Annotated in this window: 18 protein-coding genes and 4 pseudogenes; 13 read left to right on the forward strand and 9 right to left on the reverse strand. The window is 62.1% G+C overall.

Going from position 1 to position 17,547, the window contains the following annotated elements:
- Nucleotides 1-75: 75 nt before the first annotated feature.
- The gene (locus BKK81_RS33405; protein ID WP_071023158.1) at nucleotides 76-1,356 is read right to left on the reverse strand and encodes a sensor domain-containing diguanylate cyclase; all 1,281 of its coding nucleotides are present in this window, start codon (nucleotides 1,354-1,356) and stop codon (nucleotides 76-78) included.
- Nucleotides 1,357-1,488: 132 nt separating this feature from the next.
- Nucleotides 1,489-2,265 carry an EAL domain-containing protein gene (locus BKK81_RS33410; protein ID WP_071023161.1) on the reverse strand — a complete coding sequence of 259 codons (777 nt, stop codon included), beginning with the start codon at nucleotides 2,263-2,265 and terminating at the stop codon, nucleotides 1,489-1,491.
- A 318-nt stretch (nucleotides 2,266-2,583) separates the two neighbouring features.
- Here BKK81_RS33410 and BKK81_RS33415 point away from each other — a divergent pair, with 318 nt between their 5' ends.
- The 6 genes and pseudogenes from BKK81_RS33415 to BKK81_RS36665 all read left to right on the forward strand — a co-directional run bounded on the left by BKK81_RS33415 (nucleotide 2,584) and on the right by BKK81_RS36665 (nucleotide 5,204).
- The gene (locus BKK81_RS33415; RefSeq protein ID WP_071023163.1) at nucleotides 2,584-2,838 is read left to right on the forward strand and encodes an H-NS histone family protein; all 255 of its coding nucleotides are present in this window, start codon (nucleotides 2,584-2,586) and stop codon (nucleotides 2,836-2,838) included.
- Nucleotides 2,839-3,070: 232 nt separating this feature from the next.
- Nucleotides 3,071-3,934 carry a DNA-binding protein gene (locus tag BKK81_RS33420; RefSeq protein ID WP_071023166.1) on the forward strand — a complete coding sequence of 288 codons (864 nt, stop codon included), beginning with the start codon at nucleotides 3,071-3,073 and terminating at the stop codon, nucleotides 3,932-3,934.
- A gap of 11 nt (nucleotides 3,935-3,945) precedes the next feature.
- On the forward strand, nucleotides 3,946-4,041 hold the full coding sequence (locus BKK81_RS37180) for a DUF3560 domain-containing protein (RefSeq protein ID WP_442873424.1): 96 nt from the start codon (nucleotides 3,946-3,948) through the stop codon (nucleotides 4,039-4,041).
- A 122-nt stretch (nucleotides 4,042-4,163) separates the two neighbouring features.
- Nucleotides 4,164-4,433 (forward strand): annotated as a pseudogene (locus tag BKK81_RS34925) (hypothetical protein); the annotation flags it as partial.
- Nucleotides 4,433-4,710, forward strand: a pseudogene (gene tnpB, locus BKK81_RS36660) (IS66 family insertion sequence element accessory protein TnpB); the annotation flags it as partial. The pseudogenes BKK81_RS34925 and tnpB, both read left to right, overlap by 1 nt.
- 146 nt (nucleotides 4,711-4,856) lie before the next feature.
- Nucleotides 4,857-5,204 (forward strand): hypothetical protein, encoded by a 348-nt coding sequence (locus tag BKK81_RS36665; RefSeq protein WP_071023168.1) that lies wholly within the window; start codon nucleotides 4,857-4,859, stop codon nucleotides 5,202-5,204.
- Nucleotides 5,205-5,318: 114 nt separating this feature from the next.
- Here BKK81_RS36665 and BKK81_RS33430 read toward each other — a convergent pair whose 3' ends face one another.
- Together BKK81_RS33430 and BKK81_RS33435 are read right to left on the reverse strand one after the other, a co-directional pair.
- Entirely contained in the window at nucleotides 5,319-5,963 is a 645-nt protein-coding gene (locus tag BKK81_RS33430) for a BON domain-containing protein (RefSeq protein ID WP_071023171.1), read from the reverse strand.
- Nucleotides 5,964-6,012: 49 nt separating this feature from the next.
- Entirely contained in the window at nucleotides 6,013-6,477 is a 465-nt protein-coding gene (locus BKK81_RS33435) for a CBS domain-containing protein (protein WP_071023173.1), read from the reverse strand.
- A 174-nt stretch (nucleotides 6,478-6,651) separates the two neighbouring features.
- Here BKK81_RS33435 and BKK81_RS33440 point away from each other — a divergent pair, with 174 nt between their 5' ends.
- The 3 genes from BKK81_RS33440 to BKK81_RS33450 all read left to right on the forward strand — a co-directional run bounded on the left by BKK81_RS33440 (nucleotide 6,652) and on the right by BKK81_RS33450 (nucleotide 9,052).
- Nucleotides 6,652-6,843: a hypothetical protein gene (locus BKK81_RS33440; RefSeq protein WP_071023176.1), complete on the forward strand. Its 192-nt coding sequence runs from the start codon at nucleotides 6,652-6,654 to the stop codon at nucleotides 6,841-6,843.
- Between the two features lie 573 nt (nucleotides 6,844-7,416).
- A complete protein-coding gene (locus tag BKK81_RS33445) occupies nucleotides 7,417-8,046 on the forward strand; it encodes a phosphoribosyltransferase (RefSeq protein ID WP_335582899.1) in 630 nt (209 codons plus the stop codon).
- A gap of 526 nt (nucleotides 8,047-8,572) precedes the next feature.
- Nucleotides 8,573-9,052 carry a dienelactone hydrolase family protein gene (locus BKK81_RS33450; RefSeq protein ID WP_231908288.1) on the forward strand — a complete coding sequence of 160 codons (480 nt, stop codon included), beginning with the start codon at nucleotides 8,573-8,575 and terminating at the stop codon, nucleotides 9,050-9,052.
- Nucleotides 9,053-9,091: 39 nt separating this feature from the next.
- Here BKK81_RS33450 and BKK81_RS33455 read toward each other — a convergent pair whose 3' ends face one another.
- Both BKK81_RS33455 and BKK81_RS33460 read right to left on the reverse strand, forming a co-directional pair.
- Nucleotides 9,092-9,520, reverse strand: coding sequence for a TraR/DksA family transcriptional regulator (locus tag BKK81_RS33455; protein WP_071023428.1), 429 nt, complete (start codon nucleotides 9,518-9,520; stop codon nucleotides 9,092-9,094).
- A gap of 69 nt (nucleotides 9,521-9,589) precedes the next feature.
- Entirely contained in the window at nucleotides 9,590-9,922 is a 333-nt protein-coding gene (locus tag BKK81_RS33460; RefSeq protein ID WP_071023182.1) for a DUF883 family protein, read from the reverse strand.
- A 557-nt stretch (nucleotides 9,923-10,479) separates the two neighbouring features.
- Between BKK81_RS33460 and BKK81_RS35875 the strand changes: the two genes are divergently transcribed.
- Together BKK81_RS35875 and BKK81_RS33470 are read left to right on the forward strand one after the other, a co-directional pair.
- Nucleotides 10,480-10,809: a hypothetical protein gene (locus BKK81_RS35875; protein WP_156811587.1), complete on the forward strand. Its 330-nt coding sequence runs from the start codon at nucleotides 10,480-10,482 to the stop codon at nucleotides 10,807-10,809.
- 27 nt (nucleotides 10,810-10,836) lie between these two features.
- Complete coding sequence (locus BKK81_RS33470) at nucleotides 10,837-11,901, forward strand: AMP-binding protein (protein ID WP_071023186.1); 1,065 nt, start codon at nucleotides 10,837-10,839, stop codon at nucleotides 11,899-11,901.
- 778 nt (nucleotides 11,902-12,679) lie between these two features.
- Here the strand turns inward: BKK81_RS33470 and BKK81_RS34940 are convergent.
- From BKK81_RS34940 to BKK81_RS34950, 3 genes and pseudogenes are all read right to left on the reverse strand, one after another.
- Nucleotides 12,680-13,317 (reverse strand): annotated as a pseudogene (locus BKK81_RS34940) (IS3-like element ISAzo10 family transposase); the annotation flags it as partial.
- 213 nt (nucleotides 13,318-13,530) lie between these two features.
- The gene (locus tag BKK81_RS34945; protein WP_231908267.1) at nucleotides 13,531-14,001 is read right to left on the reverse strand and encodes a transposase; all 471 of its coding nucleotides are present in this window, start codon (nucleotides 13,999-14,001) and stop codon (nucleotides 13,531-13,533) included.
- Between the two features lie 89 nt (nucleotides 14,002-14,090).
- On the reverse strand, nucleotides 14,091-15,065 hold the full coding sequence (locus BKK81_RS34950; RefSeq protein WP_083384879.1) for an acyltransferase family protein: 975 nt from the start codon (nucleotides 15,063-15,065) through the stop codon (nucleotides 14,091-14,093).
- Between the two features lie 438 nt (nucleotides 15,066-15,503).
- On the opposite strand from BKK81_RS34950, the gene BKK81_RS33485 reads away from it, so the two are divergent.
- On the forward strand, nucleotides 15,504-16,523 hold the full coding sequence (locus BKK81_RS33485) for an IS30 family transposase (protein WP_083384881.1): 1,020 nt from the start codon (nucleotides 15,504-15,506) through the stop codon (nucleotides 16,521-16,523).
- 243 nt (nucleotides 16,524-16,766) lie between these two features.
- Nucleotides 16,767-17,480: pseudogene (locus BKK81_RS36860) on the forward strand (HAD-IC family P-type ATPase); the annotation flags it as partial.
- Nucleotides 17,481-17,547: the final 67 nt, after the last annotated feature.

Below are 17,547 nucleotides of genomic sequence, written 5' to 3' on the forward strand. Positions count from 1 at the left end.
TGGCAACTTCTTTTCACATCGTCGAGACGGTGCCGGGGACACGCTTACGATGAGCCTCCATCTCGTGACCTTAGCTCAACTCGGGTCAGGTGAGGCTTTTCTCTCATTCCCCGAAACTGATAGACGGTTGCGCCCCCCCCGCTTCGCCTCGTAAAGCGCGGCATCGGCACGGGCGATAAGTTGATCGATTGTTTCGTCCAGCGTGAGTGTCGCAAGTCCAAGGGAAAGCGTCAGCGTGGCAACTTCGGCGTCTTGAAAGGCGTTAACGCGGGCCCGGATACGCTCGGCGAGTTCGATGGCATCAACTCGCGTGCAATTATCGAGCACGACCACAAACTCTTCACCGCCCCAGCGAATCACTGCGTCGCCGCTGCGCACCGCTTGCCGCAAGATGCCGGCAACTTTGGTCAGGATGCGGTCTCCAGTGGGGTGACCAAAGTGGTCGTTAATCTGCTTGAAGTGGTCAATGTCACATATGATCAGGGTAAGCGGGCCGCCACGCGTCCGGGCGTTCATGTAGGCGTCGCCGAGGATCTTTTCGCCATAATGACGGTTGTGCAGGCCAGTGAGCTTGTCCTTGGTTGCCGCATGCCACAGCGCCTGCTCCATTTCGACCCGTCTGGAAATGTCCTTGCTGACACTGATGTAGTGAGTGATTCGGCCTTTGTCGTCGCAGATCGGCGAAATGCTCTGCTCGGCGTGGTAAAGGGAGCCGTCACGTCGCCGATTGATGAAGGTTGCGCGAAAATCTTGGCCGCTCGCAAGTGACTGACGCAGAGCGGCATAAAAAGCCTCGTCATGCGTCCCGGATTTAAACAAGGCGGGCGTTTTGCCCCTGATCTCCTCGACCGCGTAGCCGGTAGCATTAGCAAAGGCTGTGTTTGCGAAGATGATCCGTGCTTTTTCGTCTGTTAGCATCACAAGGTCACTAGTCGCGTCGAGTGCGCGTGCTAGCAGGCGGTTCGCACGTTCCGCGCGTACGTAGTCGGAGATATCCTCCTGCACCGAGACAAAATTGGTGAGCACTCCACTGTCGTCGCGAACCGGCGAAATGTTCCACCGAACGATGTAGCTTGAACCGTCTTTACGATAGTTCGTTGCAGTACCCTCAAAAAAGCGGGCCTCTTTCAAGCAGGTGCGAAGGTCATCGATCACGGCGGGATCGGTGTCCGGTCCTTGAAGGACCTTGAGAGAGCGGCCGCGCAACTCGTCCAGAGAATAACCAGTCATTGCACTGAACGCCGGATTAGCGATTTGTACTCGGCAACCTGCAGAGAGATCGGCATCGGTGATCACGATCGCGTTCCACGCTTGCATGACAGTGGCCTGAAACAGTTTCAGCAGTGGTGCGCTCATGTGCTATTCCCGACCTGGTTGAACAGGATCCCGAGATTCATGTGACCCAGCCCTACACCGACTTGACCGTTTGACCTGAGACGGGATAATCGGCGCGCCTACAACCACTCCATTCAAACGTCTGTGGTAACACTAGTCTGCATTCGATATCGATGGAATCGCCCTGAAAGCGGGTTTCGCGAACAGATAGCCTTGCATGAGCGTTACACCGGTTGCCGCAAGGAAGTCGCGCTCGCCCGGCGTTTCAATCCCCTCGGCGATCACGCGAATTCCCAGGTCGTTGCAGATCGTCAGAACGCCGCAAGCAATGCGCTGACGCACGTGATCCGCATCGATGCCACGCACAAGTGCCATGTCAAGCTTGATCAGGTCGGGCTGGAACTCCGCCAGGAGCGTAAGGCCCGAATACCCCGCGCCAAAGTCGTCGATTGCGGTCTGGAAGCCGAACGACTTATAAGCACGGAAAATCTGTAAGAGATGGGGACGGTTGATGATGTTTTCGCCTTCGATCGTTTCGAAGATGATCCGGTCGATTGGAAAGCCGTATTTTTCGGCCGCTTCGAACGTGGTGCGAATACATGCGGCGGGTTGATAGACTGCATTCGGCATGAAGTTGATCGACAGGAAGCTGTCCATCCCCATCCCGGCCGCCTGCTCAATCGCAGTGGTGCGGCAACGCTGATCAAAACGATAGCGGTTCGCATCATCTACTTGCGACAACACCGATGCCGCAGACTCGCCATTGGGGCCGCGCACGAGGGCTTCATACGCATAGGCGCCGCCCGATGTCAGATCGACGATGGGCTGAAACGCGAACGCCATTTCAATCGGGGCCGCCTCATCGGAACTGCAACCGGAGCAGCTGCCATGTTGCGCCACTGGTTGGCTTGAGCCATGGATCTGTATCATGTTGGCAAAACTCAGAAAAGAATAACGGTCAGGCAAGCATCATGCCGCTCGAAGGGCAATGTCCCAATGCAGCTGAAAGTTGGGGGGCGGGAGTTGCACAGGTTCGTTGCACGCTGTGAGAGGACCTGCGGCCCTCCGATTAGCTACCCCGTTGACTCTCATATATTGCGATTAAATCTTGTCTGTTGGAATTATGCGGGCGAAGTATAGCGAGGCAAGGCGGAGGGACGCCAGTGCTGGCGAACGCGGTGGCGTCTATGCTGCAGTGGCGGTGCGATGAGCGGCCACACGCGCCGGGACGGTGTACCATGCAGGGCCATGTCAGTTGAAATTGAACGCGCCGAGGCGGTGACCTGGATTCGAGTCCAGATGGCCCGTCATGGCATCACCCCCGCAGACCTGCTGGCGGCCGGCTGCTTCGGCCCGCGCCCGCGCCAGCGCGCCACTGTCGCCACGCCCGCCCGCTATGCCAATGCCAACGGCCAAACCTGGGACGGCGAGGGGGCTATGCCCGATTGGCTGCAGCGCGCGGTCAACGCCGGGCAGTCCGCAGACTTCTTCCGCCAGTTTTAGCAGTCGCGCTATCTCTGTGCGCCGAGGAGTGACGAGTCCGCTCGTCGCCCTGTCGCCCCTCGTCTTCCGCCTTGCCCAAACCGCCCGCCCGCTCGGCGCGGCCCCACTTCGTCTCCCCCCAACCGTGGCCCGTCGCGCCACCGCCCGGGCATCCACGCCCCCTTGCTTACGTAAATCACTTTTCATAACATCCATAACATAACGTTACGAAACAAAGCAAAAAGGAGTAAGCATGGCTCGTGAAGCCTCGATCACGCAGGAGCAGGTGAATGCCGCCGCTGAGGCGCTGCGCGCCGCCGGCGCCAAGCCGACGGTCCGCGCGGTCCGCGAGCGCCTCGGGAACATCGGCAGCCAGGCGACGGTCATGCGGCTGCTCGACGTGTGGAAGGGCCAGCAAGTTCCTGCGGCCGAGGTGCCAGTCACGCTGCCGGCCGCGTTCCAGGTGGCACTCGCCAACTACGTCGGCCAGGCGGTGGCGGATGGCAAGGCCGCGCTGGCTGCTGAACTGGCGGAGCAGCAGCAGATCAGCGCGGACCTCGCGCTTGAGAGCGAGCGGCTGGGCACGACGATCGAGCGACTGGATCAGGACCTGGATATCGCTGTCCGCGAGCGCGAGGCGGTGGCCGGGCGGGCAGCGCAGTTGGAGGTGGATCTCGGCCTAGCGCGCGGTGAGGCGGAGCAGGAACGGCTCGCGGCGGAGATTGCGCGCACGGAGCTGGCCAAGACCCAACTGCGATTGGAGGCGATGCCTCGCGTGGAGGCCGATCTGCAGGCACTACGCGAGGCGCTGGAGCGCGAGCGCGCCGGGCGCGTCGCAGCCGAGCAGGGCGCGGCGGTGGCGATCGCCCGCCTGGAGGGCGAGGTGCGCGAGCGCCAGCGGATCGAGGCGGAGTTGCAAGCTGTGAAGGAGCGCGAAGCGCAAGCCGACCAACGGCTCCAGGAGGCGCACCGCGAGCACGTCGGGTTGCTGCGCGAGCTGGCCGAGGCAAGCGCGGAGTTGCAAGCCAAGGGCGCCGCGCCTAGCCGTGCCGTCGAGACCCAAGAGGCGGCGTCTGCGGCCAAGGTGGAGCGCAACACCGCGCCGCACAAGAAATAGGGGCCCGGCCGATCCTTGTCGGCCATTACAGCGAAGCGCGCGCACGCAAAGATGCCGAGCGCATCGCGAACCGCACCCGCCGACGGCGGGAGCCGGCCACCGACTGATGCGTATTACTGACAAATGAGGGGCCACCGCCAGAGCGGGCTGCCGGACGGCGGCCGAGCCGTCCAGAAATTACTCGAAGGAGTTCCGCGCGCAGGTTGCCGCTGAAGCACGGGACCCGTCGCGCTTGCTAGCGGAAGTTGCGCGCACGCACGGCTTGAACGCGAATCGCGTGTCGAAATGGCGGCGGGATCAGGAGCGAGCCTCGGCATCCGCATGCGAGCCGGCCGAGTTTTTCCTGCCCGTACAGATGGCACCGCAACCTAAACCAGAGCTGACTGGGTCTTCCGGCTTCTTCATCGAATGTCGTGGCGTGCGTGTGCGTTTCGACGGTAAGCCCGAGGCTGATGTACTGCAGCTTGTGCTGGTGAGCTTGCTGGGAGTGGGTACGTGATGCTGGGCCTTCCCGCCAGAACTCGGGTGTGGTTGGCTGCGGGCGTGACGGACATGCGCGGCGGCTTCAACGCCTGGCGGCGAAGGTGCAGACTGTGCTGGAGCGGGACCCGTTCAGTGGTCACGTGTTCGTGTTCCGCGGTCGCCGAGGTGATCTGGTCAAGGTGCTTTGGTGGAGCGGTGATGGCATGTGTCTGCTGATGAAACGGCTTGAACGAGGCCGATTCGGCTGGCCGCGTGCAGAAGGGGGTATTGTCAGCCTGAGCCAGGCGCAGCTCCCATCGAAATCCCGAAGACGTCGCGCACGGCACCGGAACAGATACAACGCAAGCCGTTGCCGGAGCACCTGCCGCGCAGCGAACGTTGCGATTACCAAACAGATTCTTGATGAGGCGGCGGCCGCGAGGGCGGGCTCGAGGGCCCGGTGGCAAGACGGTATGACGACGTCTGGTACCTGGCCAGCGGCACTGACAAAGAGGATCAGGCGGCACTCGTGGGCGCGGCGCGCGGCTACTGTCTCTGCCTGGCCTATCTCAACCGTTCAGGCGCAGGGCTTGCCGGCGTGGACACGCGCATATACCGGCCGAATGGCCGCCTTGTCTTCTACGTTGTGTCCGACGGGCCGCTGCAGCTTGTCCGCCTGCAGCCTGGCCGCTATCGGATTGTTGCAAGTTCCGATGGCGACGCTGTGGTGATGCCGTTCACGGTCCGCTCCCGTGGACTGGTGGCGATGAAGTTGCGTTGGCTTGGCGCCGCCAGATTGCGGGTGTAGGGGCGGGCAACGAACCGGCTCCGAACCCGCGCATTCTGCTGGAGACCGGGAATTGGAGGCGCTGCGCACGTTCGCCGGGCGCAGCGCTTGCGGGCCTCCTGCGACGCGCGATTGCTAGTCCACACGCAGTTCGTCTATCACGTTCACCACACCAGGCGCCGACCAGGCAGCCCCTACGGTTGCCTTGCGTTCGGCCAGAGAGTCGACGTGCCCGCTCAGCGTGACCACGCCCCGCTCGATGCGGACGCCCACATGATGCGCTTCGCGCTTCGCATGGCGGCACAAGGCCGCCTCGATGCGCTGGGCGATATCAGGCGGTGCCGTTCGCGACTTCACGGTGAGATAGTTGTGCACGCCTGCGATCCCCCGCAGATTGCCCACTGCGCGTTCGGCGAGCTTGCGCTGGTAGCCCCACTCGACCTCGCCGGACAGCGTCACCCAGCCTTTCTCGACGCGCACCTTGACCGCGGCCGCCGCCAAGCTGGAATTCCAGCGCAGCGCCGAACAGGCGGCCTCGGCGATGGCCTCGTCGCCGACGGCCTTATCAGGCCGCACGTCGAGCTCTATCACCACGCCGCGCACGCCCGACACGCGTTCGGCCGCGCGCTCGGCGACTAGCTTCTCCGCGTGGCTGCGCAGATGGCCGCTCAGCGTCACAATGCCCTTGCTGACCTCGACGCCTACTGCCGCGGCATTGAGCGCCGGTTCCCACTCCAGTTCGGCAAGCACTTGCTGCCTGATCTCAAGATCGGTCTTCATTTGCTTTCCTCACGTTCCTGATTGCCTCTTGCGTCAAGGACGGGCATGCTCAAGTCGGCAGCTTGCCCTGCACGGCGCCGGTCTTCTCGCGTTCCCGCTCGTTATGCAACAGGGTGGAAAGCATGCGCAGCTCCGACGCCAAAGTTTCCACCACATCGTCAATCGACAAAACCCCGATCACCGCCTCGCCATCCAGCACGGCAAGCCTGCGCACGCCGTGCGACAGCATGGTCTGCATGGCGTCGCTGACGCTGGCGTCTTGCCGGACGGTCACTAGGCCACGCGTCATGACCTCGTCGACCGTGGTCCGGCACGGGTCGGCACCGGCCGCGACGGCGTCGAGCGCCATGTCGCGGTCGGTCACGAAACCGACCGCGCGTGCCCCGGTGGCCGTGTGCTCGGTGACCACGAGCGCGCCGACATGCCGGTCGCGAAACTGGACGGCGGCTTCCTGCAGGGTGCAGGAAAGCGGGATATGCACGGCCTCGCGTGAGCAGATATCTTGCACCTTCATGATGCTTCCCCAGAGGCTGACAATGTCTGAAGGGCAATATAGACGCCGTCGCCGTACACGGGTTGACCTAACGCAAGCGGACCATACCGGGATGCTGTTGCCGCAGCGACTATCATGCCTCTGGTGAAGCGATCACGGCGCAGCCGGCGCGGCGCCGATGCACAGGAGATCACCATGCCATGGCGAGCCGATGATTACGCAACCTCGATGCGGCGCCTTGCGCTAGAGGTGCGCGAAAAGGCGATCGAGATTGCCAATGCCTTGCTGGAGCAGGGCATGGACGAAGGCAAGGCGATCCGCATCGCCATCGCGCAGGCGCACCAGTGGGCCGCGCGCCGCGGCATCGACGATGATGGCAGGCGCTAGCAGCCGCTTGCAGCACGAACCGGTCTCCCAGAACCGCGTCCGCCAGTCTGGGCGCCACTGGTGCTGCAAACACCTCGCGGCCGGCCGGAAAGCCCCTCGGCGACGCGTGCAAGCTCCATCAGTGCGGCGCTGACCGCCACCGGAACCGCCGTTGCAGGATCGAGCGCGCGCAGGGCGGTCGGCAGCGCCGCCAGCTGCGCAGCGGCGTGGGTGTGCGCGTCGATGAGTCCCACGGGAGGGCCGAGGCGCTGCGCTCCTGATCTGGCGCCGCGCCCTGGCTTCTCTCTCCACGAGAGGTGTGGGGCAGTTTTTGGCTTGATTCCGCGCAAGCTTCCTGGGCCAGGTGCAAGTGCAGGCGATCTTGATCCAGGCCAAGGCCCGCCGCCATCCGTTGCATAGTCTCCGTAAGAGAAAAATAGAATGTTGCGCCGCAGCTCCATGGCGCAGCCACTTCCATTATCGTTCCCAGCGGTCGGGGCCGCCGACGCCGGTACGGCTCCCGCTCCCGCCAACACGCCGATGCAGTCTTGATCGCGGCCTGGGCGGGGGGCCGCGAACGAAGGGGAGAAACGGATGCTATTCGCCGACGGGGAAGAAGCGGGCAGGCAGCTTGCCAAGGCGCTTGAACAGTACAAGGGAATGCATGCGCTGGTTTTGGCGCTGCCGCGCGGCGGCGTCTCCATTGGACGCGTGCTGGCCGATGCCTTGGACGCCGACCTCGACGTGGTACTGGTGCGCAAGATCGGAGCACCCGGCAATCCCGAGTTCGCCATCGGCGCCGTCGCGGAAGATGGCTGGACCTACGTTGCCCTCTATGCGGAAGCCGTTGCCGCCGACAGCCCCTACGTCGAAAGCGTGAGGTCGGGCGAACTGGAACGGATCCGCCAACGACGCAGCCTGTACACGCCCGGGCGAACCTCTGCGTCGGCCGCCGGCCGCCTGACCATTATCGTCGACGGCGGCCTGGCAACCGGCGCCCCGATGATCACCGCATTGCACGCGGTGCACGAGCAAGCGCCAAGCCGGCTGGTATGCGCATTGCCGGTCGCCTCGCCAGAAGGCCTGCAGCTGATACGCACGTATGCCGACGAGGTCGTCTGCTTGCATGCACCCCCCGGCTGGGGCGTATTACGTTTCGTTCCCACAGGTCAGCGACGAAAGCGTGGTTGCCGCTCTCGCGGGCAAGCAATGACGGCTCAATGACGGGCGGTACTGCGAGCCGGAGCGGACCCCGCGCGGGCCGAGTAGAAGAGGTCGAAGGGGGCGAGCCGGTCATGCCTCCGCCGAAGTGGCGAGCTACGACACGAAAGCCCATACATCCGATGCCATCTGTCTCGTGCGCGCTGGCCGACGGCATCGACCACATGCTGGCCGCCCGGTGATAGGAACGAGCGCTCCGCCTGCCGATGGCACGTCCAAATCGTGATTTGGTCCAAGCTATGATGCCGGGCGGCTTCTCGAGCGGTTTTATCGTCGTTCATGGCCGAGCGCTTCGAGCCGACAGAAGAAGGGGAGGGAGAAGGGGAACGACGCGAGCAAGGCAGAGTCGGGGACGGTAAGCGAGGCGGTCAGCATCGACAGCGGGGAAGCAATCTTGACCGGGGAGCGCATCTGCCCAGCCGAGGCATGCGGTCTGGTCCTCTTCGCCTACGGCAGCGGCAGTTCGCACAGGAGCCCTCGTAACCGCTATGTGGCCAGCGTGCTACATGAGGCGGGCATCGCGACCCGGTTGTTCGACCTGCTGGCGCCGCATGAAGACGTGGGCATGTCGAACCGCTTCAATACCGCCCTGCTTGCTGCGTGGTTGCTGGTGGCCACCCGCTGGGTGGAGGATTATGCGCGACAACGTGGGCTGCGGATCGGGTACTTCGGCGCCAGCACCGGTGTCGCCGCGGCCATCCGCGCGGCTTCGGATCCGCAGTTGTTATCTCCGATCGACGCGCTGGTGTGCCGTGGTGGACGTGTCGACCTCACGGGGCTCGAGGTGCTGCAGCGGCTGGCCGCGCCGACGCTGATGATCGTTAGTGCAGACGATGTCGACGTGGTGAAACTCAACCAGCTTGCATCTGGCCATATGCAATGTGAATGGAAGATCGATCTGGTGCCGGGGGCTTCGCACCTGTTCGAGGATCCGGCCGCATTGGAAGACGTGGCCGGGCGGGCGGCCCTTTGGTTCTCGCAGCACCTGGGAACGGCGCGGCAGAAATGACGCATCTAGTCGCGATGACCGGCGTGCCGATCCCAGCCGTTACTTCGGCACCCCGGTTTTCGACGTGCCGGCGCCGATGGCGGCCTGTGGCCCATCGGGGGCCTCTCGCGCGAACAGGTGCTCGTGACGCCGCTGGCATCCCGTGCAACGCTTGGCTGTCGGGTACGCCTGCAGCCGGGCGAAGTCGATGGCCTGCCCGCAGTCAACGCAAGTACCGTACTTGCCTCTGGACATTCGCGTGCGTGCCGCAGCAATATCGGCCAACTCCATCCGATAGTGATTGAGCACCGCATCGTCCACGCGCTGCGCGATTTCCTCGTCCGCCTGATCGGCTTCGTCCTGCGCCTCGCGTTGGACCGGCCCCACCAGCGGCGTATTGGCCGAGCCGACCACCGCGTGGATGCGCCTTTCTTCCGCATCCAGTAGAGTCGAGAGCTGTGTCATTTCCTGCAGTGTCAGACCGTACATGAACTCTCTCCTGAATTCAGCCCGAATACTGGCGATCCCCTGGGAGGCAGCGTCGTCCAAGCTTGCGTATCATCGACGCTTGGCACTCCATCCCATGATCGCCCCCGCGGCCGCAGCAATGGCGGCAACGGTACCCAAGCAATGCCAGGGGTGCCGCTGGACGTAGTGTTTGGTCTCCTCGGCCCAGTGCGAAATGCGATGCCTTGCTTCGCCACGCAGCGACTCCAGGCGCATTTGCAGCGCCCGCGCACGCGCCACCAGTTCTGCCCGCGCATCGTCACCTTCCGCGCCCGCTTGCTCCGCGATTCTGATCAGCAATGCCTGAACGTCGGCAAGCAGCACGCTGGTATCACGGATCAAAGCATCTCTCTGTGCCCTTCGATCGGATTGCTTATCGTCCATGTCGCCCCCTCTGCTGAAGACCTGGCACCAGCGTACACCAGCGCGCCATTTCTAGTATCAATATAAGGAGGTGCCGGCGGCTAGGAGTGACCCGGATCAAATGACGGTGCCTCACCTGGACGGGTGAGCGAGCCGTTCCACCATGCCCCGGGTGCCGGCGACAATGCAGGCAGGGCGCCTGCCGCTGGCACCGTCACGCAGCTTGGCTACGATGGGAGCCTGGCAGGCGCGGGCGAGTCGAGCATCTGCCGTGAGGCGGCTCCTGAAGCTCTGCCGTCTACCCGTTCCCCGTTCGGATTGCGCCTTTTCCGGCCGTGCGCGGGTGCCAGCCGTCGCTTGCGGCGTAACGGCCGGGCGGGCAAGTCGGGGACGCTGGCGATCCTGGCCGGTATCAACGCGTGCATCTACCGACATATCGCGCAAGAGCAGAAGGGGTAACAGGGTTCCCGCGTAGGGCACGCTGCCGTGCGCGCTGCCATGGTGGAGTAGGGCGGTTGCAACGTGCGCGTTCCGCCCCGGCCCGTACTGGGAGCCAGGCTGGGAGGATCGAAGCTACCGTGCTTGACTGGTGGCGCATTGCAAGCCGCTGGGCCCGGTCGGGCAGCTATCCGGCTGGTGCGCTATCCGCGGAGCGCGCCGCCAAGCTGCGCGATCGGGCTGTTGCGCCGGCGCTGCAGGAGAATCAGATGAATGGCATGCAAGATCCAGCGCTCCACGCGGCAGGGGATCCGGTGTTGTCCGACGCGCAGGTCATGCTGGCCGTCGTGCGCGAGCTGGCAACCGAACTGCGGCTCGGCACGCTGGGCCTCTATTACTCGCTTGAGCGCGATTTCAGCCTCGACAGCCTCGCGCGCAACGAGCTGCTCGCGCGCATCGAGCAAGCCTGAGGCGCCAGGGTCGATGAACAGGCACTGATGGCAGCCGTGACCCCGCGCGACCTGTTGCGACTGGCGGCCCAAGAGGCGGCGCCCACCACGGCGGTGGCGTCGGTCCTTGCCGCTCCCGTTGTGGCAAGGATCGCGGCATCCAATCGGCCACCGGACAACGTGGGCACGCTGATGCAACTGATCGACTGGCACGTGGCGACGCACGGTGACCAGACCGACGTTAGCTTCCACGGCGCGGGCTATCTGAGCTACCGGTCAATGCACGCGTGCGCACTCTCGGCGGCCGCTGCCATCGCGCGGCTGGGGCTCACCGATGGCAATAGGGTGCCATTGATGCTGCCGACTGGGCCTGAGTTCCTCGGCGTCTTCTACGGCGCGCTCTACGCGGGCTGTATTCCCGTGCCGTTGTACCCGCCCGTGCGCCTCGCGCAGATCGAGGATCACATGCAACGGAGCGCCGGCATCCTGGCCAACGCCGAGGCGGCGATCCTGGTGACCGTGCCGGCGGCAAGACCATTGCTGCGGCTGCTGCGCGCGCAATGCATATCGCCGCGCCAGATCCTGACACCCCCAGAGCTTCGGGGCGACGGCGCTCTGACCAGCCTCGCAGCACGTGGCCCCGGCGATATCGCCTTCCTGCAATGCGTGTCGGGCACTACCGGCAATCCCAAGGGGGTGGTGCTGACGCACGCCAATCTGCTTGCCAACCCGCGAATGATGGAGCGCGCCGCGCGCGTTACTGCGGCCGACGTCTTCGTGTCAGGGCTGCCGCTGTACGACGACATGGGGCTGATCGGCGCGTGCATCGGGAGCCTGCTGGCGGGCTTTCGCCTCATACTGCTGTCGCCGACCGACTTCCTGGCGCGCCCGCGGCATGGCTGCGGGTCATCGACCAGCATGGCGGCACTCTGTCAGCGGCGCCGAACGTTGCCTGTGAACTGTGCGCGAGCCAGATCCACGAGGTGGCCCTGGCCGCGCTGGACCTACGCACCTGGCGGCTCGCCTACAATGGCGCCGAGCCTGTCAGCCCTGGAACCCTGGAGAAATTCTCCGCGCGCTTTGCCCGCTTCGGCTTCGATCGCGCCGCCATGACCCCGGTCTAGGGGCTGGCCGAATGCTCGCGCGGGCTGGCCTTCCCGCCGCTCGGACGGGGGCCGCGCATCGACGAGATCGACCGGGATGCATTGGCGCGGCAGGGCATCGCCCGATCGCCCACGCAGGTGGGGGCAGCGCGCTCCGGGTCGGCTCCGGCGGCCTGCCGCTGCCGGGCCACCGGATCCGCATCGCCGATGCAGCAGGCCGTGAACTGCCCGAGCGCTCGCTCGGAAACGTGGAGTTCCGCGGGCCGTCCGCCACGGCCGGCTATTTTCGCAATCCGGAGGCGACGGCTAGCCTGGTCGACGACCCCTGGCTCAGGACCGGCGGCATGGGCTGTATGGTCGAGGGGGAACTGTACCTCAGGGGCCGCCTGAAGGACATCATCATCGGTGCCGGCCAGCACTTTTTTCCCGCAGGAACTGGAAGAGGCGACCAGCTAGGTAGGCGGCGTACGCAAGGGCGGCGTTGCCGTGTTCCCCGCCACGGACGGGCGCAGCGTTACCAAGCGCTTGGTTGTACTGGCTGAGACGCGCGAGCGGAATAAGGCGGCGCGCGGGCGGATACGCGCCGACATCGGCCATCTGGCCAGCGACCTGGTGGGTATCCGGCCGATGAAATCCTGCTGGTGCCGTCGCGCACGGTGCTCAAGAGTTCCAACGGCAAGCTGCGCCGTGCCGCTTGCCGCGAGTTGTACGAGCGGGGAGAGATGGAAGGCGGACAGCTTGCGCCATGTCGCCAGTTGCTGCGCCTTACGCTTGCGGGGGTGCACATCCGGCTCGCGCGCCGCCTGCATCAGGCCATCGTGGGCTTTCCAGCGTTGCAGCGTGCGCACAGTAATGCCGGCCACCTCGCAGGCCAGACGCAGACGCGCCCCGGCTGCCTGAGCGGCCTCGATATGGCGGACCATCGTTTGGCGATCTTCCAGGCCGATCATGCGTCCTCGTCCTTGTCCTCCGGAAAGATCCCCTCGAGCTTTTTTGACAGCACCAACAGGGCTGCGGCTTCGGCCAGGGCCCTCTCCTTGCGGAGCAGTTCGCGCTCAAGTTCCTTGATGCGCCGCCGGTCGGCCTTCGTCTCGCTATGGCTGGCGCGTGCGTCCTCCGGCTTGGCCAGCGCCTGTGTGGCAGCCTGTCGCCACTGCTCCAGCTCCTGCGGATACACGCCGTTCTCACGGCACCAGGCGTTCTTGCGAGTCTCGTCCATCGCAGCCGTCGCCAGCACCGCCTCGAACCGGGCCGCTGCTGTCTATGCCCGCTCGCGAGCGGGCATGGACAAAGCGTCCGCACGCCAGCGCTCCAGCGTGGCCACCGCCACACCCAATTCCCTTGAGACCGCTTCCACCGCTGCACTCTCCGGCGGTAACAACCGCGCTACTGCACGGTCTTTGAATGCTTGTCCGTATTGAGCCACTGCCATCCCTTATCGCCCCCGGGTTCAGATTCTATCGGGGCGACAACTATTCTGACGCGGGGGGGGCGGCATTACTGTGCGCACGCTGCAACGCTGGAAAGCCCACGATGGCCTGATGGTCGGCGACCGCCGTCCCCGGGCCGAACGATAGGCGAACTCACGCCGTGGGTCGTCGCTGAACAACTGGCTACGCCAGCAGAACTGCTGCCGAGGTCAACACGGCACTAGCCGTGCTGTTGCAATTGCTGGCTCACGGCATCGAAGATGGCACGTGCAGCCAGTCCGCCTTGGGCCAGGCGCTGCTTGAAGGCCTACAGTGTGCGCGCATCGGGAATGTGCAATAACCCACCCGTCGAGCAGGCAGAAGCACTTGAAGCTGCGCCGGTCCAGCACCTGATGCTCGCATTCCTCGCCCGAGAGGTTGTAGAGCGCATCCAGAAAGACCTCGCGCACCATGATCTCCGTCGGGTATGGCCGGCGCCCACCACGGCTGCGATCCGGCCTGGGACAAGCGGCATCCACCGAGGCGGCGATCTCCGGGAAGTCCACCAATTCGGCCATGCGCGCCAAGGTGGCAACATAGCTCCGCAGTTTGCTGATTCGCTGCGCTTCGATGAACAGGTCGGCATCAGGTTGGCGAGAGAAGAAGCTGGAATTGGTGCGCGCCGTGATCATGGCCGTCATCGTGTCACATCACGCCAGCTTGGGGAGGGGTTTCGAGAAGTTCCCCAATGAAACTCATATTGGTACATTCAAAACAAAAGTAGGGAATTCTATACTTTTCGTGCGGCAAGTTTCTTACCACGGGCAATCAAAGGATTTTCATAGTACTTATAAATGAGCCAAGCTGTCAAAACCGTTGTCGGGTACGCGATAAAAAATATAATATACCAAGCGTCCAATCTAAAATGACGTAATGAGAGCTCTACCGCATTGATAATTAAAACATGGAACATGTATATTGAAAAAGTTAGCCTGCCGATGAAGGATATATATTTATTGGAAAGCGCGCGAGAATAAAATGATTCTCGCGCATATAAAGCGGGTATGAATATTGCCGCGGATATTGATATTAACAAATTTCTACACCACAAATCAGATAATATACAAACCAAATAAGCAGCAAGCATTAAAGAAAATCCATAATGTTCGTTTGCAAAAAACCCCCACCTAAAGTAGAATATTGCCGCAATTGTACCGAGGGCAATTCCTGCATACCCTCTGAGGAAGAATTCATTTCCGATCTCAAATAATAAAACTATAATTGCCATTAGAAAGAATAGTCTTGCCTTGTTGCTGCCAAGTAACAGAAATAGTACCGGCCAAGCCAGATAGAATTTTTCTTCTATCCCCACTGTCCATGCTTGACCAAATAAAGTTGGTGCGTTATGCGCCAACTCCCTGGATACAAACATCGAGGGTAAAAGTATACTTGACAACTGATCTATCTTTGGGTCGCCAATATTTAACTTAAATAATACTATGGCCAGTGCCACTGTGATTATAAGGCTTAAATAATAGACGGGTAATATTCTGTGAAAACGTCTGATATAGTAGCCTTTTAAATCTGTCCAGTCGCTTCTTAATAAAATGCCTGTTATCAGGAATCCACTTAAAGCAAAAAACACATCTACGCCAGCGGTCCCGTTTATAAAGCTGGGTGAGCCCTTTATGTGATTGAAGATTGTAAATATAATGCATATGGCCCTTAATCCATCCAATTGGGGTGAGTATTTTATCTCGCGCATAAAATTTACCAATATTTTGGTTACATGTGAATATCGAAAATTATTGACGCCTCAGATATTCCCTGCTTTGATTTTCGCCTGATTTTTGGTTTTCTGGAGCTGGCTCATTGGTAGCAGTTGCTGGTCTATGTTCCACCCACTGGATAATCAATGTGTTTCATACCCTGCCTATGAAATCGTTCTCTGGCTACCATGATACTCTCCACCAGATGGTTCCCGAAAGCCGAAGCAACACTCCCCGACCGCCCTGAGTCATAACGTTCCATCGCCTTGCGATACCCCTCCATCCTTGCCCCTACTATCTGCTCACGAATGTCCTGCGCAATCAGGGACTCGCTGGAGTAGACCGCATTAAATCTGTCACCATTGCGACGGTAAATGCTTAGTCCTTAGTCTCTAGCTTCAAGTGCAACACCTGGAATCAAGTAAGGTGTTGCGATGAGGAAGTACAAGCATCTGAGCGCGGAGGAACGTGCGGTCATCATGATCGAACAGCGGAAAGGCAGTTGCACAAGGGCCATCGCGCGCCTGCTCGGGCGAAGCGCCTCGACCGTTTCGCGCGAACTGACGCGCAACGGCAATATGTCCGCGCTGCCCTACGATGCAACGCAGGCGGCGTCGGCATACCGCGTTCGTCGTCAAGGTTGCGGCCGTCGGCGCAAGCTGCTTGCCGGCAGTACGTTGTATCAACATGTGCATGACCGGCTGGTCTATTGGCGCTGGTCGCCGCAGCAGATTGCTGCAAGACTTCGTCGTATGCATCCCGATGACCCCGATCAACGTGTCAGCCACGAAACGATATACGCCGCGATATACGCTCACCCGCGCGGTGGACTCAAGCAAGCGATGGTAGAAGCCTTGCGCCAGGAAAAGCCCGTGCGCGATGTCCGGCGTACCACGCTTGCCGGCGGAGGATTTGTGCCCGAGGCGCTGCGCATCGTTCACCGGCCCGAAGAGATTGCGTTGCGGCAGTTGCCGGGCCATTGGGAAGGCGACCTCATCAAAGGTGCGTTCAACCGTTCGGCGGTGGGCACGTTGGTTGAGCGCAAGACGCGCTTCGTGGTGCTGTGTCGCATGGACGGCTGCACGGCCCAAGATGCCCTGGAGGGCTTCACACGGCAAATGAAGAAGCTGTCGGCCTTTCTGCGCGAGAGTCTGACCTACGATCGCGGAACGGAAATGACCTGCCATGTCGAGCTCTCCCGGCGATTGAATCTCGATATCTGGTTTGCTGATCCGCATGCGCCTTGGCAGCGCGGCAGCAACGAGAACACCAACGGTTTGCTGCGCCAGTTTCTGCCCAAGGGCATAGACCTATCGGCAGTGACGCAGACCCAGCTCAATGACATCGCTAAATTGCTCAACGGCCGACCTCGTCAGACCCTCGGGTGGGATACGCTTGAAGAAGCAATGGCCAAGGAGCTGGAGCTCAATGGATTTGCTAAGCGTTGCACTTGACTTTTGAGACCGCCATGTGTCAACACACCGCGCGAGACGGGGCGGGACGGGGCCAGTTCCCGCCAGCCCTTGCCGGACACGCGTTCGCAAGCTGCGAAGTAAATCTGTCACCAGCCAACTACTGCAGGTGGACAAGGTTCCTGACGGCCCCCGACGGAAGGTGGAGATCGGCCCAAAGCGTGTCGTTGCTTGAAACCGTCACGCGCGCTGCGGCGAGGTGGCGCGCCTGTTATGTAGCAATTTGAGCTATCGCGACTCGCGGCGAGCCTCGATCAAGGAAACGAACATCCATTTGCGGCTGCCATCGTCTCGGCGGCGCGAGAGTGCAATCTGGCGCTTGTGCAGCCGGAACGCTTCGAGTCCGGCACGGGCGTTGGCGTGCGTCGTGTAGTTGGCGGTCGCAAGATTGGCCTCGGCAACGCGGGACTGATGCAGGCAGAAGACGTTGCAACCCACAGCTGATGGAAGATGCGGATGCGCTTCGTGCCCAGGGCGCCAGCGTTATGCACCTGGCGGTGAATGGGGCCATCACGGGGATCATCGCCGTGTCGGACCGGATCAAGTCCACTACGCCGGAAGCCTTGGCAAGGCTGAAGGAGGACGGCATACACGCAGTTATGGCGAGGGGAGACGGCGTGGTGACGGCCAGTACCGTGACGAAGAAGCTCGGCATCGATGCGCTTTACGGCGAGGTGAAGCCGGCACAAGTTGGCGTTAGTTTCGAGGCTGCAGGCCGAGGGAAAGGTCGTCGCCATGGCCGGTGACGGCATCAACGACGTGTCAGCACTTGCCAAGGCAGATGTTGGGATTGCCGTGTGAACCGGCACAGATATTGCTGTGAGCAGCGCACAGGTGACGCTTGTCAAAGGGGACCTGAGTGGCATTACACGGGCAAGGAATTTATCCAGAGCAACGATCCGGAATATGAAGCAGAACCTTGGCTTTGCCTTTGTGTATAGACCGGGGACATGGTGGACGGGTGTGCGAGGACATGGTTGACACTTCACGGCAGAGTTTCTGCCGG

It is taken from the genome of Cupriavidus sp. USMAHM13, assembly GCF_001854285.1.
In the GTDB taxonomy this organism is placed as follows: Bacteria; Pseudomonadota; Gammaproteobacteria; order Burkholderiales; family Burkholderiaceae; genus Cupriavidus; species Cupriavidus malaysiensis.

Excerpts from the sequence above, each read along its gene's own strand:
- BKK81_RS33405 (WP_071023158.1), bottom strand. The coding sequence starts at position 1,356 with ATGAGCGCACCACTGCTGAAACTGTTTCAGGCCACTGTCATGCAAGCG.
- BKK81_RS33410 (WP_071023161.1), bottom strand. The coding sequence starts at position 2,265 with ATGATACAGATCCATGGCTCAAGCCAACCAGTGGCGCAACATGGCAGC.
- BKK81_RS33415 (WP_071023163.1), top strand. The coding sequence starts at position 2,584 with ATGTCAGTTGAAATTGAACGCGCCGAGGCGGTGACCTGGATTCGAGTC.
- BKK81_RS33420 (WP_071023166.1), top strand. The coding sequence starts at position 3,071 with ATGGCTCGTGAAGCCTCGATCACGCAGGAGCAGGTGAATGCCGCCGCT.
- BKK81_RS33430 (WP_071023171.1), bottom strand. The coding sequence starts at position 5,963 with ATGAAGACCGATCTTGAGATCAGGCAGCAAGTGCTTGCCGAACTGGAG.
- BKK81_RS33435 (WP_071023173.1), bottom strand. The coding sequence starts at position 6,477 with ATGAAGGTGCAAGATATCTGCTCACGCGAGGCCGTGCATATCCCGCTT.
- BKK81_RS33440 (WP_071023176.1), top strand. The coding sequence starts at position 6,652 with ATGCCATGGCGAGCCGATGATTACGCAACCTCGATGCGGCGCCTTGCG.
- BKK81_RS33445 (WP_335582899.1), top strand. The coding sequence starts at position 7,417 with ATGCTATTCGCCGACGGGGAAGAAGCGGGCAGGCAGCTTGCCAAGGCG.
- BKK81_RS33455 (WP_071023428.1), bottom strand. The coding sequence starts at position 9,520 with ATGTACGGTCTGACACTGCAGGAAATGACACAGCTCTCGACTCTACTG.
- BKK81_RS33460 (WP_071023182.1), bottom strand. The coding sequence starts at position 9,922 with ATGGACGATAAGCAATCCGATCGAAGGGCACAGAGAGATGCTTTGATC.
- BKK81_RS33470 (WP_071023186.1), top strand. The coding sequence starts at position 10,837 with ATGGCAGCCGTGACCCCGCGCGACCTGTTGCGACTGGCGGCCCAAGAG.
- BKK81_RS34945 (WP_231908267.1), bottom strand. The coding sequence starts at position 14,001 with ATGACGGCCATGATCACGGCGCGCACCAATTCCAGCTTCTTCTCTCGC.
- BKK81_RS34950 (WP_083384879.1), bottom strand. The coding sequence starts at position 15,065 with ATGCGCGAGATAAAATACTCACCCCAATTGGATGGATTAAGGGCCATA.
- BKK81_RS33485 (WP_083384881.1), top strand. The coding sequence starts at position 15,504 with ATGAGGAAGTACAAGCATCTGAGCGCGGAGGAACGTGCGGTCATCATG.